This is a genomic window from Clostridium sp. Ade.TY, from assembly GCF_000498355.1.
Classification (GTDB): domain Bacteria; phylum Bacillota; class Clostridia; order Clostridiales; family Clostridiaceae; genus Clostridium.
In genome coordinates, this window is sequence record NZ_AVSV01000029.1 from 96,737 (window position 1) to 117,093 (window position 20,357).

The following is a 20,357-nucleotide window of genomic DNA, read 5'->3' on the forward strand; positions in this document are numbered from 1 at the left end:
ATAAATAATTAAGGAGAATAATTTATGCAAGCAATTATGGAACCAATCTTTCATGTAATTTATTTAACTACAGTAATTACTTTAGGATTTATAATGATAACAAAATCAAAAGACAAATATTTTAAACTTTTTGGATTAATGTCTGTAATATTAGGCTTTGGTGATTCATTTCACTTAATCCCTAGAATATATTCACTATTAACTACAGGACTTGAGAATCATGCATCATCATTAGGTTTTGGTAAATTAATTACATCAATAACTATGACAATCTTTTATTTAATACTTTATAAAATTTTTAAGCTTAGATTTGATATTAAGAATTCAAAAGTATTGGATATAACAATGTATTTACTTGCAGGAATTAGAATTATTCTTTGCTTATTCCCTCAGAATGAATGGTTTATAAACAATCCACCAATAAGCTGGGGAATATATAGGAATATACCATTTGCACTTATGGGACTTATTATGATTTATCTTTTATATAGTTATGGAGTAGAGTATAAAGATAAAGATTATAAACATCTTGGAATAGCTGTATTTTTATCATTTGCCTTTTATATTCCAGTTGTACTTTGGGCATCAGAAAACTTTCTTGTTGGAATGCTTATGATTCCAAAAACTTTAGCTTATGTTTGGGTAGTTTTAATTGGATATAAAGAATTTAGAAAATCTTTAAAATAATTTTTAAAAAGCAGCAGACATTTAATAGTCTACTGCTTTTTTATAATAACTTAACTTTAAACCATAATATTACAATGATAAATCTCTTTTTGAAAAAATATATATTCCTGCTCCATAAAAGACTATAGATACAAATAAAAAAATTAATATTGGCATTGCTACGCTCTTTCCAGCAATAATATCTCCTGTATTAAAGAATGTAAAAAGTGTAAAATACTTAAAGTTTTCAAGCTTGCCTCCCATATTAGCTAAAGCCTGCAATAAATAAAATAATACTGGAACTCCAGCTCCAATTGTAAAATAAAGTTTAGTATCATTACTTATACATGATGCAAAGAAACATATACCACTTACTGCAACCTGAAGAAAATATAAAACAACATTCATAATAATAAAAATTTTAATATTTAATTCTCCACCATGAATAGTATTAGAAAAAAATATTATTAATAATGATGTATATATAAGTAAGACAGCACTGGCTATCCACATAAATACTGCTTGAGTTAAGGCAATCTTAACTCTTTTATTTGGTGTAGCTAATAAATATGCCATAGAACCTTTATCTATATATGATGCTATTAACTTATTTCCAAGTATTATAATACAAATTATCGGAAACATAAGAACTATTAATCCATATAAATAATTTGCAATATATTCAGTAAGATTTGCCCCTATTGATGCCATGCCAAATGCTTTCATAAGCTCTGGCATACTTTTTGCCATTTCTTCAAAGGCATTAGTAGTTTTGGGGTCATACATATAAACAATACTTACAGAATATAAAGTTAAAATTGCAAAAAATAAAAGTATTAATTTATAATTTGATTTTATATCCCTCTTGAATAAGCTTAAACTAATCATTACTCTCACCTCCATAGAAATGCATAAATAATTCTTCTAAGCTTTGAGTTTTAACATCAAGGCTTGTTACTGAATATTTACCTAAAGCTTTTATTAATGGATTTACATCCCCTTTTACTGCAACAGTTACAACATTTCCTGTAACTTCTTTTATTTTAAAATCTTCCTTAGAAAACTCCTTAGCCATTTCATCATTTAAAAATGTAATTACATAAGATTTATGTTTTGAGTTAGATAATGTCTTTATATTTTCTATTGAAACAACATGCCCATCTTTAATTATAGCTGTCCTATCGCAAGTCTTTTCTACCTCATCAAAAAGATGTGAAGACATAAATATTGTTTTTCCTTTTTCTTTTTCTGATAAAATAAGTTCTACAAATTTATTTTGCATAAGTGGATCTAATCCACTTGTTGGTTCATCTAAAATTAATATATCAGGATCATTCATAAAAGCACATACTATTCCTATTTTTTGCTTCATACCTTTAGACATCTTCTTAATTTTACTTTTTGGATCTAATTCAAACATTTTAATTAATTCCAAAGCTTTATTAAAATCCTTTAAACCTTTCATATCAGCTATAAAATGAATAAATTCAATTCCTGTCATATCATCCATAAAAGCAATTTCTCCTGGAAGATACCCTAATATTTCTTGAATTTTATAGCTATCCTTGCTGCAATCCATACCATTTATTAAGCAATTCCCTTTATTAGAATGAATGAATCCCATTAAATGTCTTATAGTTGTAGTCTTACCTGCACCATTTGGCCCTAAAAATCCAAAAACCTCTCCCCTTTTTACATTTAGATTAACACCAAAAATACCTTTTTTGTTTCCATAATCCTTCGTAAGGTCTTTAATCTCAATTACATTCACCTTAAATATACCTCCTTATAGCTATTTCTTTAAAAAATCTATCCCTTTCATCAATAACTTTTATTTTTCCTTTATTAAATTAAAATTTTTTTTATTAAATAACTTTTTATTTGCCTCATCGGTTAATATAATTGTATTCTCATTGCCCCTTTTAGAGAATAACTAATAATTAAAAACAAGTTCCGCAATTTATACAGAACTTGTTTAAATTTTCTTATATTTTATATTTATTAAATGCTTTTTCTGGATCAATGTGAACATCCTTTATAAAAAGAATTACCCAAATTATTATTGAAAAAATAGCAAAATATTTGTTTATAAAATAAGATGTTATAGCCCCTAATAATAAAATTATTGCCCAAAGAAAAAAAGAATTTCTCATATCTTTGCTCATTTTATTTCTATCATATGTTTCTTGTTTCTCTTTTGAAAAATAATTAAAGCCATTAATTAATACTGCTCCTCTTTCTTTTAATATAGCAAATATTATTGCTACTATTAAAAATACTATTGCAAGTACTAAACAAGTTGTTGACCAAATATTCATAAAGCATACTCCCATTATAAAAATTATATATTATTATTTTATCATTAATATTGTTAAGTTTGACAACTATTTTTTCATATGCTAGAATTGCATTGTTTATCGGAGGGTTAAAAGCAAGACCGGATAAGATATTTATCTTATCCGGTCTTTTTTGTTTTTATTCTATATTAAAATTGGAGGGATATTATATGAATAAAGCTTGGACTTACGTTGTCGTAGGTGGCCTTTTAGAAGTTTTTTGGGCTCTTTGCTTAAAAAAATCTAATGGATTTACAAACCTAGGCTATACAATAGTAACTATTATATTAGTTATAATCAGCTTCTGTCTTTTTTCCAAAGGTATGACTTTACTACCTTCTGGAATAGCCTATACAGTTTTCACTGGAATAGGAGCTATTGGAACTATTGTTTTTGGAATTTTAATTTTAGGTGAAAGTATTAGTCTTAAAAAGATTATTTTTAGCTGTTTATTACTAATTGGAATTATTGGTTTAAAAATAAATTCAAAAGAAGAGGTGTAATAATGGATTTGGTATTTTTAATTTCATCTGGCTTATGTGAGGTTCTTTTAGTTTATTGCATAAAAAAATCAGTTGGATTTACTAATAAACTATGGTCATTAATTACTCTTTTAGTTGCAGCTACTAGTTTAACTCTTTTATCAATGGCTATGAGAACAACTGAAGCTGGAACTGCTTATAGTATTTGGGTTGCCATAGGTTCAGTTGGATCACTATTATTAGGTGCTTTCTTATTTAAGGAACATCTATCTAAAAAACAAATTTTTTATTTAATCTTAATTATAATTTCAGTAATTGGATTAAAGATTTCATAAAATAAAAAGAAGCACTCTGTTTTAGTGCTTCTTAATTTTTCTATTAATCTATAACTTTAATTATTTATATATTACTTAATTAATATAATTTTTCATTTTCAATAAATTCATCAACAATGTTTCCACAATCAATATCAAATAAAATATTGAATACTTTTCATGTTTTGTATTACAAACAAAATTTCATCATACAATTCTTGATGATACACCTATTTATTAAGTTTTTATATTTATATCAATTTATTTACTTAACTATACTTTAAATATTTTTATCTACTTGCAGGAGCATAAATCTCTCCTGTATTTGCATCTGAAATTTCACCATTATATAAATTTACACCATATAAAGTTTTTGAAGATCTAAATAAAGCAAATATACCTTCAAGTTCTGATGCAGATATTCCTTCAAACTCATATTTCTTTTTTGTACCTAACTTCTCTTTAATTAACACAAGAGCTTCATCTTTTGTTAAAGTCTTTTTAAATCTTAAAGCATTGTTATTATTGTTATTTTCATTAGTATTTTTTTCTACTTTTTTATTTCTACTTTCTGAAACTGATTTTTCTTCTAAGTTTGCTTTTACTTTTTCATTATTTGTAGTAGTTTTATTTTTTAAATTTGAACTTTCCTCTTTTTTAGAATTTTCTTCTTTTGAAATTTTATCATTTTCTTTTTTAGCTTTTTCTTTTTCAACTAATTGTTTCTTTTCTAAATCTTTTTGTTTTTCTATTTCTATTTCTTTTTCCCTTTTTTCTTTTTCTATTTGTTCCTTACGTTTTTCAATAGATGTATTTATTTGATTTTTTAAACTGTCTACATCTTCTTTAAATCCATTAATATTATAATAATCACTTATTTCATTTGCTTTTAAATTTGCTTCATCAAGTTTATTATTACTATATAAGTTTTTAGCAATTAAATATTTATTTACTGAATCTTTTAATCCTTTAGCCTTTTCATCATCTGGCTTTGTACTTAAAGCTGAATCAATTCCTGATATTGCTTTATCATACTGCTTTTGATTTATACACTCTATACTTTCATTCATTATTTTATTTACCTTATAATCTTTATAACAAAAAAAGTATCCTATAACCCCTATTAATACTATTCCTGTTATAGCTGTATAAATTTTTATTCTTTTGTGTTTTTTCAATATTTTATCCCCCTATGTAAAGTTATATATGTTAAGTTACACAAATATTTTTTTAAACTTATTTATAATAATTTTGATTCAAGCTAAATACATAAATAAATTGCAAAGAAAATTATTATGTAATTTGCAAAACATTAATAATTTTAACATGATAATTGCATTTTTCCAAATTTTATGATTTATTGTTAAAGGAAAATAAAAAAGTTTCCTTAAAAACAAATTAAAATATATAAAATATTCTAATTAATAATATAAAAAAAAGTAGACACTCTGATAATATTCCTCATTATATTAGACAGTTAAAATAATAAAACTGTTCTATAATGGGATAATATTAATCTGTCCACTTTTAAACCTATATATATATCAAAATCTATTTAAATATATAATTTTATATTATAATACCTTCAAAATGATCTATTTCATGTTGAATAATTTGTGCAGTGAATCCTGTAAATACACCATTTTGCTTTTTAAAGTTTCTATCAAAATATTCTACTTCTATTTTTTCATATCTCTTTGTTTTTCTAAAACCTGTTAAAGATAAACAGCTTTCTTCTGTTTCATAACAATTTTCTTTTTTTAATATTTTTGGATTTACCATAGGAACTATAATGTTTCCTACGCTAAATACTAATATACTCTTTTTTACTCCTATCATGTTTGCAGCCATTCCAACACAACGATCTAAGTTTGCTCTTAATGTATCTACTAAATCATCAATAACTGATATATCACTTTTAGTTGCAGGTTCTGATTTCTGTCCTAAAAATAATACATCTTTTACTACTGGTTTTATCATATTTTTTCAGCCTCTCTCTACTTTTATTAATCATTATTTATATTAATTTAAGAATTTATATCATTAACTGGTTTTATAACTTTACATAACATCTTATAAATAATATTGCCATATAATTTTTTTATTAAATTAAGTTTTGAACCTTTAAAATATGCTTTATAAAGCCACTGTTTATCTTTCCAATATTTTTTATCTAACGGAAAAATATTTGTAGCTAAAGCTCTTTGTATATTGTAAGTATAAACTTCTTTAAAGCTAGGTGAATATAATTTTCCATTTGATTCTATCATGTTGATAAAATTTTCTAATTCTTTCTCTTCAATAGGTTTATTAAATGTTCTACCATTTCTATGTATAGTTCCACAAATACAAACACCCCATTGAATCATTACTTCTTTTATTGAATTTAATGTATTTTTTATTCCAGAACCTTGTGTATTTGCTAAAATTAAAGTTGGTTTTTGTGCAACTTCACTTCTATGAAACCAACTACAAGTCCTATCAATAAATGACTTTAATATACCACTCATATTATTTAAATATACAGGTGTTCCAATTATAAGCCCGTCACTTGCAATTATCTTTTTAATAATTAAATTCACATCATCTTTTATAAAACAATTTCCTTTTAATACACATACTTCACACCCTTTACAAAAATCTATTTTATAGTTGTAAAGATTTATAAGCTCTGTTTCATATCCTTTGCTCTTTAGTATATTTTCAATAGTTGATAAAAGACTATAAGTATTTTTCTTTCTGTTACTTGCATTTATTAATAATACTTTTTTCATTTATCCTCCACAAAGATTATATTTTTAATATTAAATTTATATTATATATTAATATTTTACTCTAACATAAGTAAATTAAAAATAGTTTATATTAAAATGAAGTATTATTAACTTAATAAAATCTTTAATTTCCACAAAAAAAACACTATACTTAAATAATGAAAGTATATATTGCTTTTTAGATAGCTTTTAGACTATTTAATTTACGAAAGTGTTTCTATCATATAATTAATGAAACACTAATACTCATTAAAATAGTCATGCAATGCTATATAAAAAAGTAATACTAATTAAATACCAACAAAATGTAAAATACCAAATTGAGGAGTTTATTATATATGAGAAAAAAAGATATATTAGAATTAAAAAAGCGTTTCAAAAAAGATTACTGCACCTTCAGCAAAATGTGTGGTTGCTATGTTAACGGAGAAAAAAATATAATTTTAAAATTCAGAGAAACATTTCTAAACCTAGATGAAGATGAATACTTCAAATACTTAGAAATTGCAAAGAAAGTGTTATCTGGAACTATAGGAAACAATATTTTAGAACTTAACTTTCCACTTAACGAAGATCTTATAAATGAAAAACAAATTTCACTTATGCAGCTTAAAAGCAGTCAATTAAATGATGATAAATTACTTGATGATTTTTATAAATCTATTATTGAAAACTATGATTATACAGGTAACTTCTTAATACTTATTTTTAATGACTCTTATGATGTTCTTACAAAAACTAAAGATAATCAAAAAATAGATGAATCTGAAGAAGTATATGAATATGTTTTATGTGCAATATGTCCCGTGGAGCTTTCAGAGCCTGGACTTAGATATTTTGAAGAAGACAATAGTATAAAAGCCCGTGTTAGAGATTGGGTAGTTAAGCCACCAATTAATGGTTTTGTATTCCCTGCATTTATTGACAGAAGCTCTGATGTTAACTCAATTATGTATTACACAAAAAATGCAAAAGATACTCACCCAGAACTTATGGAAACTGCCTTAGGTTGCTATTCAAAACAAACTGCAACTATTCAAAAAGAAGCATTTAAATCAATTATTAAAGACTCTTTTGCTGATGAAAATTTAGCTGATAAAGTTTTTATGGATGTTCAAGAAAATCTAAATAATATGATTGAAGAATACAATGAAATGTATGATGATACAGACGCTGAGCCTATAGCTTTAAAGGATAAAGATATTCAAAGCCTTTTAATTGAAAGTGGAGTTCCAGAAGAACTTACTTCTAAAATTGAAAAATCATTTGTAGAAAGTTTTGGTGATGATGTTCCTTTAGCAGAACACTTAATTGATTCAAAAATTCTTAAAGAAAATGAGCAAAGAAAAAAAGAAGAACACTTAAAAAATCAAGTTAAAGTTCTTAAAACTAGACTTGAAGAAGTTACTAAGGAAGTTTCTTTAAATAATGAAAATATAGAAGATAAAGATTTAAAATCTAATGCTGAAATGGATGAAGAAGTAGCTCTTGAAGAAAATATGGAAGCTATTTCTGAAATAGCTTTAGAGGAAACTTCTGAAAATAATGATGAGACTGATGTAGATTCAGAAGATTCTTTAGAAAACAATAATGAAAATATTGATGAAAACATAGAAGATAATGAAGATATTTCTGAATATGACGTTGTACTTAAGGTTAAGCCTGAAAAAGTACCACAAATAAAATCTCAAGTTATTGATGGTCAAAAGTGTATTGTTATTCCTATTAATGATGATGAACAAGCTAAAGTTAACGACTTAGATGATTTAATTTAAATTATTATTGAAAAATTTATATTCAATTAAAATATAAAATTCTACTTAACAAATTTATTAATTATATTGTACTTATGTGATTAATATTAAATATAAAATAATAAATCCCCATAGAATAGGTAGTTTAAAAACTTATTCTATGGGTATTTTATGATAATGAAAAGATTTTGTGTAATTTTTATTATGGTATTATTTTTTGTTTAGCTATTTTTTAAAATAACTTTAATCTTCTTATAGCACTTTATTATTTTATCTCTTTTAAAATTTATTGTATATCATTTGTATTATATTATTGTTGTTATACTTTTATATATTATTTGTATTATAATTTTTTATTTATATTATATTTTTTATTTGTATTATACTTTTTAGATTTTTATAAATTTTTTATTATATATTATTTTAAAGCTTGTAATACTTCTTCTGTAGTTAATGAACCACTTGATAACATTCCAAAATTAACTTCAGCTGCTTTATAAGCTTCCATACCTGGTGCTGCTGTTGCATCTTTTGCAATATAAACTTCAAATCCTTGCTCTACTAAATCTCTCATATGTGATTCAATACAAATATTTGAATTCATTCCAGCTAATATTACTGTGTCTATCCTTTGCTTTCTTAATTGTAATACTAAATCATTTGTTTGTGGTCCAAATATTTTATGTGGACTTGCAATTATAGTTTCTCCATCTTCAATATATGGTTTAAATTCATTAAGTATATCTGCTCTTGAATCTTTTTCAACTGCTGCTGAAGGGCTCTTTCTTTCAAACATTTTCATCTGATGCATCATATGCTCACCATTTGTCCCAAATTTCCAAGTATAATCATGTGGGTAATAATAATGTGGAGATACAAATACTTTATATCCATTTTCTTTTGATTTTTTAAGTAAAGATACAATATTTTCTATAGTATTATTAGCTTCAATAACATCTTTAGCTAACTTGTATCCTTCCCCCATTTCATGTAAAAATTCATTTTGTGGATCTACAAACACTAATGCAGTTTCTTTGTTATTAAATTCCATTTTAATTCCTCCTAAGTTTTTTAAAATTTATTTGTTCTTGCCTATGCACTTATATTAATTCATGAGAAAATATTGAACAATTAGGCACTTTTAAGTTCCCTGTAACCTTTGAGTTACCACTACAATTAAATTTTTAGATTTAAACTTCTTTAACAAATCTCATTTTTTGTAACTTTATAATTAGTATTTAAACATTAAAAACAAAAAAACTATTTAATCTATTTCTTATTGATAACTTTTACTTTATGCATATATATAGTAATATTTCTAATAATGTTTATTTTTCATAAATAACTTCTTCTAAAATTTTAACTTTTATTAAATTTAAATGTATTTTTTCTTATATACAATTTCATTCTTAAAACATATTAATTTTTGAAAATATTTTGTAATTAATAATTATATTATCCAACTTATAAATTTTTCACATATACTAAAATCAATAATTTTGTATCAATAGCTATGGGGAAATTTCATAACCAAAGTATATTGGTATTAAATGTAAAACTGAACAATATTATTTATTTTACTTATAATATTCGCTATTAATTCTTGTTTATTAACACAAAACTTGCATTCATTAAATAAAATGAAATATTTTCATCAATTTCCCCTTAACAATTTGCAATTTTTATAATTTTATTTTTTCAAATACATATATTAAATTAAATTTTTTTCAAAAAACATCACCATTTTTCATTTTTTATGATATACTATAGTCTGTAAAATGAAATTTACGTTATGTAAATCTTGCATATATTGGATTTTGCGAAATTTTATTTATATGACATTTAAGGTATAAACTACTTAAGGGGGCTATTAAACAAATGAAAAAATTCGGATTAGCATTTCAAATTATACTTGGGCTTGTACTAGGTATTATTGTAGGAGCTGTTTTTTATGGTAACCAAGCTGTTACTTCATATTTTCAGCCACTTGGAGATATTTTTATAAGATTAATTAAGATGATTGTTGTACCTATCGTCTTCTCATCACTTGTTGTTGGTGTTGCTGGCGTTGGGGATATTAAAAAATTAGGAAAAATAGGTGGTAAAACAATACTTTATTTTGAAATCATTACTACCTTTGCTATTATAATAGGTTTACTTATAGCTAATTTAGTTCATCCTGGAAACGGGGTAAACATAAGCAGTCTTGCATCTACTAATATTGATAAATATATGAGTACAGCAGAAGCTGCCTCAAACCATGGCTTCATGGATACATTTATAAATATTGTTCCAACTAACTTTTTTGAATCTCTTGCAAAAGGTGATTTACTTCCTATTATTTTCTTTTCAGTTATGTTTGGATTAGGCGTTGCTGCAATTGGAGAAAAAGGAAAACCTGTTCTTTCAATATGTCAAGGTATTGCTGATGCAATGTTTTGGGTAACTAATCAAATCATGAAACTTGCACCAATTGGTGTATTTGGATTAATAGGAGTAACTGTTTCTAAATTTGGTTTAACTTCATTAATTCCTTTAGGAAAATTAATCGTTACTGTTTATGGTGCTATGTTCTTATTTGTATTTTTTATTCTTGGTATTGTTGCAAAAATGGCTGGAACAAGCATTATAACTCTTGTAAAACTTTTAAAAGATGAACTTATTTTAGCTTATACTACAGCAAGTTCTGAAGCAGTTTTACCAAGACTTATGGAAAAGATGGAAGCATTCGGTTGTCCTAAAGCAATTACATCTTTTGTTATTCCAACTGGATATTCATTTAACTTAGATGGATCTACTTTATATCAATCTATTGCAGCACTTTTTATTGCTCAAATATATGGAATTCATCTTCCACTTTCTGCCCAAATTAATTTAGTGCTTGTATTAATGCTTACTTCAAAGGGTATGGCAGGAGTTCCTGGTGCATCTTTCGTAGTTCTTTTAGCAACTGTTGGTTCTTTAGGTATTCCAGTAGCAGGAGTTGCATTTATTGCTGGTATTGATCGTATTGTTGATATGGCAAGAACTGTTGTTAATGTAATTGGAAACTCATTAGCTGTTGTTGTTATTTCTAAATGGGAAAAGGAATTTAACCCTGAAGAAGGCGAAGAATATGTTAAGTCATTAAGTGAAATAGCATAATTTTATAAATTATAATTTTTACATAAAAAAGATAGAAGTGAACTTACTTCTATCTTTTTATTATTTTCTATTAACTATATTTTTTCTATAATCAATTTATTTTAATTTATTTATTTTTAATCTAATCTTAATTAATAAAAAAAGCTGATTTCTATATTTAAATTGAAATCAGCTTTTATTTTACTTACCTTTAATATTTAAAATCAAATTATTTCTTTATATATAATATCTTTAATTATTAATACTTATAATTAATTTTGATAATTAAAATCTTGTTTAATTACATATGGGAATTTTTTAATTTCATTTCCATCTAAATTTTCTTTATTCATATCAACAGCATTTATTCTATTATTATAATAATTTCTATAATAATAAATTCCTTTTTCTTGATTCATACAACATGTATATAGAGTTAAATCTTCTAATCCATCTTCTGTTATAACTCCACCTTTTACCATCTTTACATAGTCAAGCATATTAAAGAATTGAGTAATAGAAGCTTCATCATCTTTTATTTCAGGCATATTAGCTCTAATATATGCAATTCTTATAAATCTTGAAACAGAAGCAAAATCTCCTGGAATTCCTAATGTTCCAGCTCCAACTCCTAATGCTTTTAAATTTTTATCACTCCACTTAGTTTCTTTTGGATGATTTGGAGTAATATTTAAATATTCATTTAAATTTGTTAAATGCCAATCAAATTTTGGATTATTAGTCATAACTCCTACTGGATTATCATAAACTGCAATTCCATCAACAGCTCTTTCAACTACTATTGATTTTCCTGTTTTATCACAAAGCATCCAATGAAGCATTGCTACTGGTGTATTTTCATTTATAGGAACACTTACTAACTCTATACCTTTAATAGCATCTTTAACTTCATCAACTGTTTCAAAATTAGCTAATACCCAATATATAAAATCATATGCTGCAATATTATCTTTTCCTTCTGCTAATCCTTCTGGAAAGTAAGCATAACCTTCAAAGTTTAATCCTGCACAACATAACCCCTTCTCATTCATTCCATCAGCCATAGCAAGATGATTATCAATTAAAGTCCCCATACCAATAATTGCATAATTACCTTTTATAACTTTTCCAGTAACTTTACTTTCATTTTTATAATTTCTTGGCACAACTAAAACTGATTGATTAAAGTTATATGCCAAATCCATATTTCTACCAAAAAAATTATGTCCTTCACTTGATTTAATACTTAATGCTGTACACATATTATCACCTCATCATTTTATTATTTATTTTAATTAGAATAATATTTTAAATTATCTTTATTATTTTTGTATTTAATTATTTTTCCATCATAATGTCTTTTACATTCAAAAGCATTACATATCATATTTTCTAAAATTAATTTATAATCACCATCATAATAATATAAATATATCCCATCATTTTTTAAAATATATGAAATTGGAAATACTTCTATAATCTTTCTATCTATTTCTATCTTTACAAAAGTCTTATTATCCATACACTTATTAATTACTTCATGTATACTATTTTTATTATTATCTTTCTCTTCATCCAAATCTATTATGAATTTTTCTTCTAACTTTGATAATATTTCCTCACATTTTTTAGCATTAATAAATCTAAATTTATCAATAAGATTTGATTCCTTTAAATCACTCATTATATTTTCTGAAATATATAATGATAAAATTAAGTTTTTATAATCATCTCTTGTTAGTATATATTTGGCTATTATATAATTTGGATCTATTTCCACACCACCATTTTTACCTCTATATGATATTATAGGAATTCCTAAAATTGATAATTTATCCAAATCTCTTTGTATAGTCTTTTCTGATACATTAAAGTTCTTTGCCAATTCTTTAATTGTAATTTTAGAATTAAATTTTAATAAATAAAATAATATTTCTAACAATCTCATATTACTCTCCTAAAAATAACTATTATTTAATTATTACTTGATGATTTTGTAATTATTATAATACTTAAATAAGACATATAAAGTCCTATTTTAATTTTAAAATTTATTTTTTATAAAAATTTATTTTATTAAAAAACTCTTTAATTTTATAAATATATATTTAAATATTATCAAATCATAATTTTACATATTTAATAAAAAATAAAAGCAGTTTACTATTAATAAACTGCTCTTTTAAAATAATTTTATTTTGTTAAATATTTAAATTCAGTTACTCTTCCAAGATCAAATTGTACATAGTCATCTTTATCTAATAAATGATTTAAATCTATGCATTGTACTCTTTGATTTTCATAAGTTACCCAATAAAATTTTAATGATTCAGCACACATCATTGAAGTATATACTGTATAGTCAAATGGAACTACACCTGAAGCATGCTTTAAATCACCAGGTTGTGAAACTCTTACTATACCTAAAGGCATTGCTACATTATTTAATAAATGTATTCCATAAGTAACTCCTTCTTCTTCTGTCTTACCTTTAACTCCATATTTTTTTAAGAATGCAAGTCTTACAAATCTAGATTGAGATGTAAAATCTCCTGGAAGTCCTAAAGTACCATTTCCTGATGCGCATTGTTCTAAAGTAAATCCATCAATAGTTAAATTATCATAATCTAAATCTCTTATATTAAAGTAATTATATAGATTTAATTGATGCCATGAATAACTTGGGCTATTAGTTAAAACCCCCATTGAATTACGATATATTGTTATACCTGTTTTGTCTGGTTCTATTATTACTGTTTCTCCAGTTTTATCTGTAAATGACCAATGAATTGTTCCTATACTTCCAAACATTGGCACATTAACTAATGTTAATTTGTTTATTAATGCATCAATAACTTCTTCTATATTTGCACATTGTGTTAATAAATATGTTACAACATAAGGTGCTTGTATTCCTATAGTTCCTTCTTTAGCTTTATCTTCATAACGAGCATAATTACGATAATATAATTGTCCACCCATTAATCCTTTTTCATTAACACCTTCATATAAAACAGGTGTTGATTCCATTAAAAGTGATCCTGTTCCTACAGCTGCATATTTAGAAATTAATTTTGTAGATTCATCTATGTTCTTTTCTAATATGTTTCCACAACCATAATATTCTTTTCCTTTTGGAACATAAGTTATCATGCTTCCATTAGCTATATGATTAAAGTCAAAATTTCTTCCCCATAAATGTTTTCCATCTTCTGTAGACCAAGTTATTGAACTACATCCAGCATTCATGTCACTTATAAGTTCTTTTACATTTTCCATATTATTCATATATATAGCTTCCTTCCATTACATATAAATATACTTATATAATGGTATGTAAATACATTTATATATATATTATTATTTGTAATAAACTACCTTATATACATCTTATTACAAAATTGTACTTTTTCAAGCATCTTTATGAAAAAAATATTCATTATTAACATTGTTAAAAACTACTTAAAATATAAAACATGTTTTTGTAAAGTTTATAAATTAACTATGTCATTATTAATATTTAATAAAACAAATTTAATTGTTATAATATATAAATTGATCTTAAAATTTACAAAGCTATAATTAAAAAACTGAAAAATTCCCTAAATAAAATACAATTAATAATGTTTATTTTTCTAATGGTATTTTTATAACAACTAAAAAAGACTGTAGTTTAAACTACAGTCTCTAACAATCTAAAATTATCTTCTATTTTGTTCTTTTTTAGCTCTTCTACAAGATACACATCTTGTTGGCTCATTATCGAATCCTTTTTCTTTGTAGAATTCTTGCTCTCCTACTGAAAATACGAATTCACTTCCACAATCTCTACATTTTAATGTTTTATCTGTCATAAACATTCCTCCTAAATTTAAAGATTCTAAATCGATATAATAATCTCTAATTTTATGAGAAACTATTTACCTAATTAAAACTTTTTTTGTTAGCATCTTTGCCACTCTCTTATAATAACACACTATTTATTTAATTACAACCCTTTTAATAATTTTTTGTAAATTTTTTTAATTATTTTTATATTTTATATGTACTAATATTAAAATTTATCAATATGCGTTGTAATATTCTTTATTATACTTTTACCTGACAATGTAGTTTCTTGATTAAAAGATATACCTTCTAAAATATATTGTTTTATCAACTTAACAGCTTCTCTAGCACATTTAATTTGAAGATTACTATCTTTCCATGATCCAATTCTAGCTACCATCTCATCAGTATTTATTCTTTTCTCATCTTTATTTTCATTATAATATATAGATTTATATATTGAAGTTTTACCTTTTACAACAGTTTATAATCAATACTCATACTCTCACCAGTAATCATATTTTTTATATTTACCTCACCCTTTTTAACTTCATCTTCACCAATTAATATTACATTTTTAACTTCTATTTTATTTGCATAATTCATCTTTTTCTTCAATGAATCCTCTTCAAAATAAACAGTAACCTTCTTTCCATTATCCTGCATATATTTCATAACTTTAAGTGAGTATTCAATTGTATCTCCTATTGGAATGATTAAATAATCTAATCTTTCATCAATTTCATAGTTGTCAACAAATCCAATCTCCTTTAAAACAAAAAACAATCTTGTTATACCAATTGATATCCCAACTCCAGGTAATATATTGTTAGTATAATTTTCTGCTAAATTATCATATCTTCCACCTGAACAAATAGATCCATAACTTTCATTTCCAACTAATATTGTTTCAAATACTGTTCCCGTGTAATAATCTAATCCTCTTATTATTTTTAAATTTATTTCAAATTCACTATCACTTACCCCTAATATATTTAATATACTTAATACTTTCTTTAACTCTTTTATTCCTTCAATAAAATCTTCATTTTCTACATTTAATTTTAAAAGCTCTTCAATTATTTCTTTATTGCTCCCTTTTATATTTAGCATTTTATTTATATATTCACTTTTATAAATTCCTATAAGATTTTCTAATTCTTCTTTGAATTTTTCTCCTCCTATTTTGTCATATTTATCTATTAATATCATAACTTCATTTGAGTTATTTATTTCTAATTCATTTAATATTCCTTTTAATATTTTTCTATTACTTATTTGGAATTTAAAATTCTTTAATCCTATCTCTTTAAAAGCTTTTGATGCTAAACTTATAACCCATGCATCATTATTTATGCTTAACTTTTCTTTTCCTATAACATCAATATCGCATTGATAAAATTCTCTATATCTTCCTTTTTGATTTCTTTCTCCTCTATATACTTTTCCTATTTGATATCTTTTAAATGGAAAAACTAAATCATTATAATATTGAGCTACATATCTAGCAAACGGTACTGTTAAATCAAATCTTAAAGCTAAGTTATTTTTTCCTTTTTGAAAACTATATACTTGTTTTTCTGTTTCTCCACCTGACTTTGCAAGTAATACTTCTGCCTTTTCTATTATTGGTGTATCTATGCCAAGACATCCATTGTCTTCATAAACTTTTGTTATTTTTGATACTATATCATTAAATACTCTTTGCTCTTTTGGTAATAACTCCATAAATCCTGGTAATATACTTGGTTTTATAATATTTCTTTTCATTTTAAATCGCTCCTATATTTTTATTCAAAAATTTTTTCATACAAAAAAGCCATCTAGGCATATATCCTACATGGCTCTAAATAAATTATGATTTCACTTAATTTATCACTGCCAGAGAGATACAAGCCTAACCCTAATAGACTTGTATCTGTCTTTTACAGACCAAGTCTCTAGCAATGATGATGTAGCTTATTTTGTGTAAACTTATTAAGTGCTATCATAATATTCCTCCTAAAATAATCTTTCTAATATTATATATTTAAATTATTTATTGTTCAATTATATTTTTTAAATCTTAGCTTTTTGTTTTAATTTTATTTCATTAATAAACTTATAAATTTTGCTGCATATATAATCAAACTTTTCTGTTAATACTTCTGATAAGTCCAATGAATAATTTATTTCACTTATTTCTATTCCAATAAAGTATCCATCTATATTTCTTTTTTCAGTTCTTACTGCTCTTAAAAGACTTATTTCATGTTCTGTTATTATTTCTCCAATTAATTCATCACAATCTTTTAACCTTTTAAATGTAATATCCCCTGGGTTTAATCCTAAATAAGTTGAATCAATTATTATTATAAAATCATCATCATTTATATTTTCTAAGCAATAAAAGTAATTAGTTTCCCCTATAATTACTTCTATTTCTTTAATATTATTTTTATATAAATCTTTTTTAATTCTTTCTCCAACCTTCACTCCTATTCCATCATCTTTTAAAAGAATATTTCCTATTCCAAAAACTTTAATCATATTTCTCCTCATGAATTTATAATTATACTTATTGGTTTGTTTTTATCACTTGTAACATGAGCTGCACAATTTAAGCATGGATCAAAACTTCTAACTATTCTTCCTATTTCAACTGGTGCAGATACATCATTTATTTTAGTCCCTATCAAGGCTTGTTCAACAGTTCCTTTTACTCCTTTTCCATCAGTAGGTGAAAGATTCCATGCTGATGGTGGTATTAATGTATAATTTGATATTACTCCATTTTCAATAGAAAGCCAGTGAGCTAATGAACCTCTTTCTGCTTCACTTAAGCCAATACCTTTTGCACTTTTAGGAACTTTTAATACTTTTTGATTAGCCTTACCAAGCTTTAATATTCCTATAAGTTTTTCTATTATTTCACAAATAACTTTTGCTTCATAAGCCTTTGCAACAATTCTATCCATAACAGATATTCCATTATTATATTTTCCACTTAAAGTCATTCTTGCTAATGCTCCAACTTCCATAGCAAATCCATTATATCTTGGTGCATCTACCCAACTGTATCCATTTGGTTTTAATGGGTCTGGATCTGGTGGACTACTAACCCCTGGAGTTAAAATATTATCTTTAGCCCTCATCCAAGCATTATTAATATCTCTTGTTATATTTTTTATATCAAATTCATTATTATAGCCATTTATTCTTACACCAGAATCTACATATTTAATATTTTCACCATAATCATTATAAAGACCATAACTCATTAAATTTCCATAACCTGAACCTATTTTATAATAATCACTATATTTATTTGATATTATTTCTATATCTTCTATAAGATTATTATTTATAAATTCCTTAATAATTGAAATAGAATATTTTATAGACTCAATTTGTTGAATACCAATATCAGTTGTTATTCCACCTATCCATATACCATGTGCATGAGGTACTTTACCAGCCAAAACAGCTAAAGCCTTATGGCATTCTCTACTTAATTTAACAACTTCTAAATAATCTTCATTTATTTTTTTAGTATGATTTTCATCTAATCTATAATCTGCTTTCTTAGGGAGTTCTGTTTTAAAGAGTGGACTAATATTTATTATTTTCACATAATCAGGAAATACAAAGAAATATATATGCCTTAAATAATTTTGTAATAATTCAAATCCATTAGCAATATCTCTTGCTATTTTTCCATTTAAATCTGGAGTAATATTCATTGCATTTTCAAAAGCTCTAACTGATGTAATTGCATGGTGAGTTGAACATATACCGCATACCCTTGGCACTAACCTTATAATATCAAATGGATGTCTTCCCTCAAACATTTTTTCAAAGCCTCTAAATTGACTTCCACTTACTTTAGCTTCAGTAACTTTATTTTTTTCAACTTCAACTTCAATATTAAGTAACCCACTTATTCTAGTTATAGGATCTATTATTATCTTTGCCATAAATTATCTCCTTATATATTATCTGAATCATATTTAACAAAAGGCTCATATGCATCAGGAAACCCTGGAGCTGCACAACCTATACAAGTTGTATTATCTTCAATTGGCCAATTATATGTTCCATTCCATCTACTAACTGGACAATATGCATAAGTAACTGGCCCCTTACATCCAAGTTTAAACATACATTCACTATCACCAAATTTTTCTGCAAAAATTCCTTTATCAAAGAACTTCCTTCTTGGACATATATCATGTATTAAAGTACTATAATAAGCTAATGGTCTTCCATTACTATCAAGTTCCGGCATTCCTTCTGAAGTTATATATCCTAATATTCCTGCAACCCAAACTGGATTTGCTGGACATCCTGGAATTTTTATAATATCATTTCTATTTAAAAACTCACTTACACTTACTGCTCCAGATAAATTTGGTCTTGCAGCTGTAGGCCCTCCAAAGCATGCACATGTCCCAACATTAATTATATATTTAGCATTTTTTGAAATAACACTAACAGCTTCTTTAGCAGTTATTTTTCTTCCTTTATATGTGGCAATAGTTGCATAAAGTCCATCATCTTTAAGTGGAATAGCACCAGATACTATAAAAATATATTCTTTATCTAAATTTTCAACTATATTTTTATAAGCCTCTTCTCCTTCATTTCCTTGAATACTTCCAAAGTATTTCATATTAACAAACTTTTCTAACATATATATTAAATTAGGATTTTCTGAATTTAAAAGAGATATAAATTGACCAAAACAACCTGAAGCTTCTAGCCATATAGCATTAACTTTTCCTTTTCTTTTCTTCTGAACATTTTCAATTGCAACATTTATCATATCAATAGCCACCTTAGTTTTGTTTTCATAACAACTATTGCTCATATTATTATTCATATTTCCTTGTATTTTTTCTAAATTTTTATCATCTATTTTATCTCTAGTATTTTTTTCAAAAATATTAGCTTCCCAAAAATCAATTTCTTCTATCGGCACAATATATTTATCATTTCTTGATATAAACATATGTATCTCCTTAAAATTAATATAGATATATATATATTTGATTTTTTAAACTTTTATACTAATATAATAGAAATTATATTTATACTAAAA

20 protein-coding genes and 1 pseudogene are annotated in these 20,357 nt (G+C 24.9%); 5 read left to right on the plus strand and 16 right to left on the minus strand.

Features of this window, described 5'->3' with window-relative positions; genetic code table 11:
• Positions 1-24 precede the first annotated feature (24 nt).
• Positions 25-687, plus strand: a complete 663-nt coding sequence (locus O212_RS0112025) for a hypothetical protein (RefSeq protein ID WP_024615352.1) — start codon at positions 25-27, stop codon at positions 685-687.
• Between the two features lie 69 nt (positions 688-756).
• Here the strand turns inward: O212_RS0112025 and O212_RS0112030 are convergent, their stop codons facing one another.
• From O212_RS0112030 to O212_RS0112040, 3 genes are all read right to left on the minus strand, one after another.
• Positions 757-1,554 (minus strand): ABC transporter permease subunit, encoded by a 798-nt coding sequence (locus O212_RS0112030; RefSeq protein ID WP_024615353.1) that lies wholly within the window; start codon positions 1,552-1,554, stop codon positions 757-759.
• Complete coding sequence (locus O212_RS0112035; protein ID WP_024615354.1) at positions 1,547-2,437, minus strand: ABC transporter ATP-binding protein; 891 nt, start codon at positions 2,435-2,437, stop codon at positions 1,547-1,549. Before O212_RS0112035 ends, O212_RS0112030 begins: the two co-directional genes overlap by 8 nt.
• A 214-nt stretch (positions 2,438-2,651) precedes the next feature.
• A complete protein-coding gene (locus O212_RS0112040; RefSeq protein WP_024615355.1) occupies positions 2,652-2,984 on the minus strand; it encodes a DUF3784 domain-containing protein in 333 nt (110 codons plus the stop codon).
• Between the two features lie 188 nt (positions 2,985-3,172).
• Between O212_RS0112040 and O212_RS0112045 the strand changes: the two genes are divergently transcribed.
• Positions 3,173-3,505 (plus strand): multidrug efflux SMR transporter, encoded by a 333-nt coding sequence (locus O212_RS0112045; protein ID WP_024615356.1) that lies wholly within the window; start codon positions 3,173-3,175, stop codon positions 3,503-3,505.
• Between the two features lie 2 nt (positions 3,506-3,507).
• Positions 3,508-3,819 carry a multidrug efflux SMR transporter gene (locus O212_RS0112050; protein WP_024615357.1) on the plus strand — a complete coding sequence of 104 codons (312 nt, stop codon included), beginning with the start codon at positions 3,508-3,510 and terminating at the stop codon, positions 3,817-3,819.
• A 269-nt stretch (positions 3,820-4,088) separates the two neighbouring features.
• Here O212_RS0112050 and O212_RS16590 read toward each other — a convergent pair whose 3' ends face one another.
• The 3 genes from O212_RS16590 to O212_RS16270 all read right to left on the minus strand — a co-directional run bounded on the left by O212_RS16590 (position 4,089) and on the right by O212_RS16270 (position 6,572).
• Positions 4,089-4,976 (minus strand): hypothetical protein, encoded by an 888-nt coding sequence (locus O212_RS16590; protein WP_024615358.1) that lies wholly within the window; start codon positions 4,974-4,976, stop codon positions 4,089-4,091.
• 391 nt (positions 4,977-5,367) lie between these two features.
• Positions 5,368-5,778, minus strand: coding sequence for a peptide deformylase (locus O212_RS0112060; protein WP_024615359.1), 411 nt, complete (start codon positions 5,776-5,778; stop codon positions 5,368-5,370).
• 47 nt (positions 5,779-5,825) lie between these two features.
• A complete protein-coding gene (locus O212_RS16270) occupies positions 5,826-6,572 on the minus strand; it encodes a flavodoxin family protein (RefSeq protein ID WP_024615360.1) in 747 nt (248 codons plus the stop codon).
• Between the two features lie 338 nt (positions 6,573-6,910).
• On the opposite strand from O212_RS16270, the gene O212_RS0112070 reads away from it, so the two are divergent.
• Complete coding sequence (locus tag O212_RS0112070) at positions 6,911-8,347, plus strand: DUF4317 domain-containing protein (protein ID WP_024615361.1); 1,437 nt, start codon at positions 6,911-6,913, stop codon at positions 8,345-8,347.
• 397 nt (positions 8,348-8,744) lie between these two features.
• Here O212_RS0112070 and O212_RS0112075 read toward each other — a convergent pair whose 3' ends face one another.
• Entirely contained in the window at positions 8,745-9,377 is a 633-nt protein-coding gene (locus O212_RS0112075) for a cysteine hydrolase (RefSeq protein ID WP_024615362.1), read from the minus strand.
• Positions 9,378-10,204: 827 nt separating this feature from the next.
• On the opposite strand from O212_RS0112075, the gene O212_RS0112080 reads away from it, so the two are divergent.
• The gene (locus O212_RS0112080; protein WP_024615363.1) at positions 10,205-11,470 is read left to right on the plus strand and encodes a cation:dicarboxylase symporter family transporter; all 1,266 of its coding nucleotides are present in this window, start codon (positions 10,205-10,207) and stop codon (positions 11,468-11,470) included.
• 251 nt (positions 11,471-11,721) lie between these two features.
• On the opposite strand, the gene bsh is transcribed toward O212_RS0112080, so the two are convergent.
• The 9 genes and pseudogenes from bsh to O212_RS0112125 form a co-directional block, all read right to left on the minus strand.
• The gene (gene bsh, locus O212_RS0112085; protein ID WP_024615364.1) at positions 11,722-12,711 is read right to left on the minus strand and encodes a choloylglycine hydrolase; all 990 of its coding nucleotides are present in this window, start codon (positions 12,709-12,711) and stop codon (positions 11,722-11,724) included.
• 29 nt (positions 12,712-12,740) lie between these two features.
• Positions 12,741-13,397: an HTH domain-containing protein gene (locus O212_RS0112090; protein ID WP_024615365.1), complete on the minus strand. Its 657-nt coding sequence runs from the start codon at positions 13,395-13,397 to the stop codon at positions 12,741-12,743.
• Positions 13,398-13,642: 245 nt separating this feature from the next.
• Positions 13,643-14,737, minus strand: a complete 1,095-nt coding sequence (locus tag O212_RS0112095) for a choloylglycine hydrolase family protein (RefSeq protein ID WP_024615366.1) — start codon at positions 14,735-14,737, stop codon at positions 13,643-13,645.
• Positions 14,738-15,150: 413 nt separating this feature from the next.
• The gene (locus O212_RS0112100; RefSeq protein ID WP_024615367.1) at positions 15,151-15,303 is read right to left on the minus strand and encodes a zinc-ribbon domain-containing protein; all 153 of its coding nucleotides are present in this window, start codon (positions 15,301-15,303) and stop codon (positions 15,151-15,153) included.
• 224 nt (positions 15,304-15,527) lie between these two features.
• Positions 15,528-15,737, minus strand: a pseudogene (locus tag O212_RS16080) (ATPase); the annotation flags it as partial.
• 14 nt (positions 15,738-15,751) lie between these two features.
• On the minus strand, positions 15,752-17,047 hold the full coding sequence (gene hisS, locus O212_RS0112110) for a histidine--tRNA ligase (RefSeq protein ID WP_024615368.1): 1,296 nt from the start codon (positions 17,045-17,047) through the stop codon (positions 15,752-15,754).
• A 288-nt stretch (positions 17,048-17,335) separates the two neighbouring features.
• Positions 17,336-17,806 (minus strand): hydrogenase maturation protease, encoded by a 471-nt coding sequence (locus tag O212_RS0112115; protein WP_024615369.1) that lies wholly within the window; start codon positions 17,804-17,806, stop codon positions 17,336-17,338.
• A gap of 8 nt (positions 17,807-17,814) precedes the next feature.
• Positions 17,815-19,233 (minus strand): nickel-dependent hydrogenase large subunit, encoded by a 1,419-nt coding sequence (locus O212_RS0112120; protein WP_024615370.1) that lies wholly within the window; start codon positions 19,231-19,233, stop codon positions 17,815-17,817.
• 11 nt (positions 19,234-19,244) lie between these two features.
• A complete protein-coding gene (locus O212_RS0112125) occupies positions 19,245-20,267 on the minus strand; it encodes a hydrogenase small subunit (RefSeq protein ID WP_242829574.1) in 1,023 nt (340 codons plus the stop codon).
• Positions 20,268-20,357 lie beyond the last annotated feature (90 nt).

Coding starts and splice junctions, on each gene's coding strand:
- O212_RS0112060 (WP_024615359.1), bottom strand. CDS start 5,778: ATGATAAAACCAGTAGTAAAAGATGTATTATTTTTAGGACAGAAATCA.
- O212_RS0112030 (WP_024615353.1), bottom strand. CDS start 1,554: ATGATTAGTTTAAGCTTATTCAAGAGGGATATAAAATCAAATTATAAA.
- O212_RS0112080 (WP_024615363.1), top strand. CDS start 10,205: ATGAAAAAATTCGGATTAGCATTTCAAATTATACTTGGGCTTGTACTA.
- O212_RS0112040 (WP_024615355.1), bottom strand. CDS start 2,984: ATGAATATTTGGTCAACAACTTGTTTAGTACTTGCAATAGTATTTTTA.
- bsh (WP_024615364.1), bottom strand. CDS start 12,711: ATGTGTACAGCATTAAGTATTAAATCAAGTGAAGGACATAATTTTTTT.
- O212_RS0112125 (WP_242829574.1), bottom strand. CDS start 20,267: ATGTTTATATCAAGAAATGATAAATATATTGTGCCGATAGAAGAAATT.
- O212_RS0112115 (WP_024615369.1), bottom strand. CDS start 17,806: ATGATTAAAGTTTTTGGAATAGGAAATATTCTTTTAAAAGATGATGGA.
- O212_RS0112045 (WP_024615356.1), top strand. CDS start 3,173: ATGAATAAAGCTTGGACTTACGTTGTCGTAGGTGGCCTTTTAGAAGTT.
- O212_RS0112050 (WP_024615357.1), top strand. CDS start 3,508: ATGGATTTGGTATTTTTAATTTCATCTGGCTTATGTGAGGTTCTTTTA.
- O212_RS16270 (WP_024615360.1), bottom strand. CDS start 6,572: ATGAAAAAAGTATTATTAATAAATGCAAGTAACAGAAAGAAAAATACT.
- hisS (WP_024615368.1), bottom strand. CDS start 17,047: ATGAAAAGAAATATTATAAAACCAAGTATATTACCAGGATTTATGGAG.
- O212_RS0112025 (WP_024615352.1), top strand. CDS start 25: ATGCAAGCAATTATGGAACCAATCTTTCATGTAATTTATTTAACTACA.
- O212_RS0112070 (WP_024615361.1), top strand. CDS start 6,911: ATGAGAAAAAAAGATATATTAGAATTAAAAAAGCGTTTCAAAAAAGAT.
- O212_RS0112095 (WP_024615366.1), bottom strand. CDS start 14,737: ATGAATAATATGGAAAATGTAAAAGAACTTATAAGTGACATGAATGCT.
- O212_RS0112120 (WP_024615370.1), bottom strand. CDS start 19,233: ATGGCAAAGATAATAATAGATCCTATAACTAGAATAAGTGGGTTACTT.
- O212_RS0112075 (WP_024615362.1), bottom strand. CDS start 9,377: ATGGAATTTAATAACAAAGAAACTGCATTAGTGTTTGTAGATCCACAA.
- O212_RS0112100 (WP_024615367.1), bottom strand. CDS start 15,303: ATGACAGATAAAACATTAAAATGTAGAGATTGTGGAAGTGAATTCGTA.
- O212_RS0112090 (WP_024615365.1), bottom strand. CDS start 13,397: ATGAGATTGTTAGAAATATTATTTTATTTATTAAAATTTAATTCTAAA.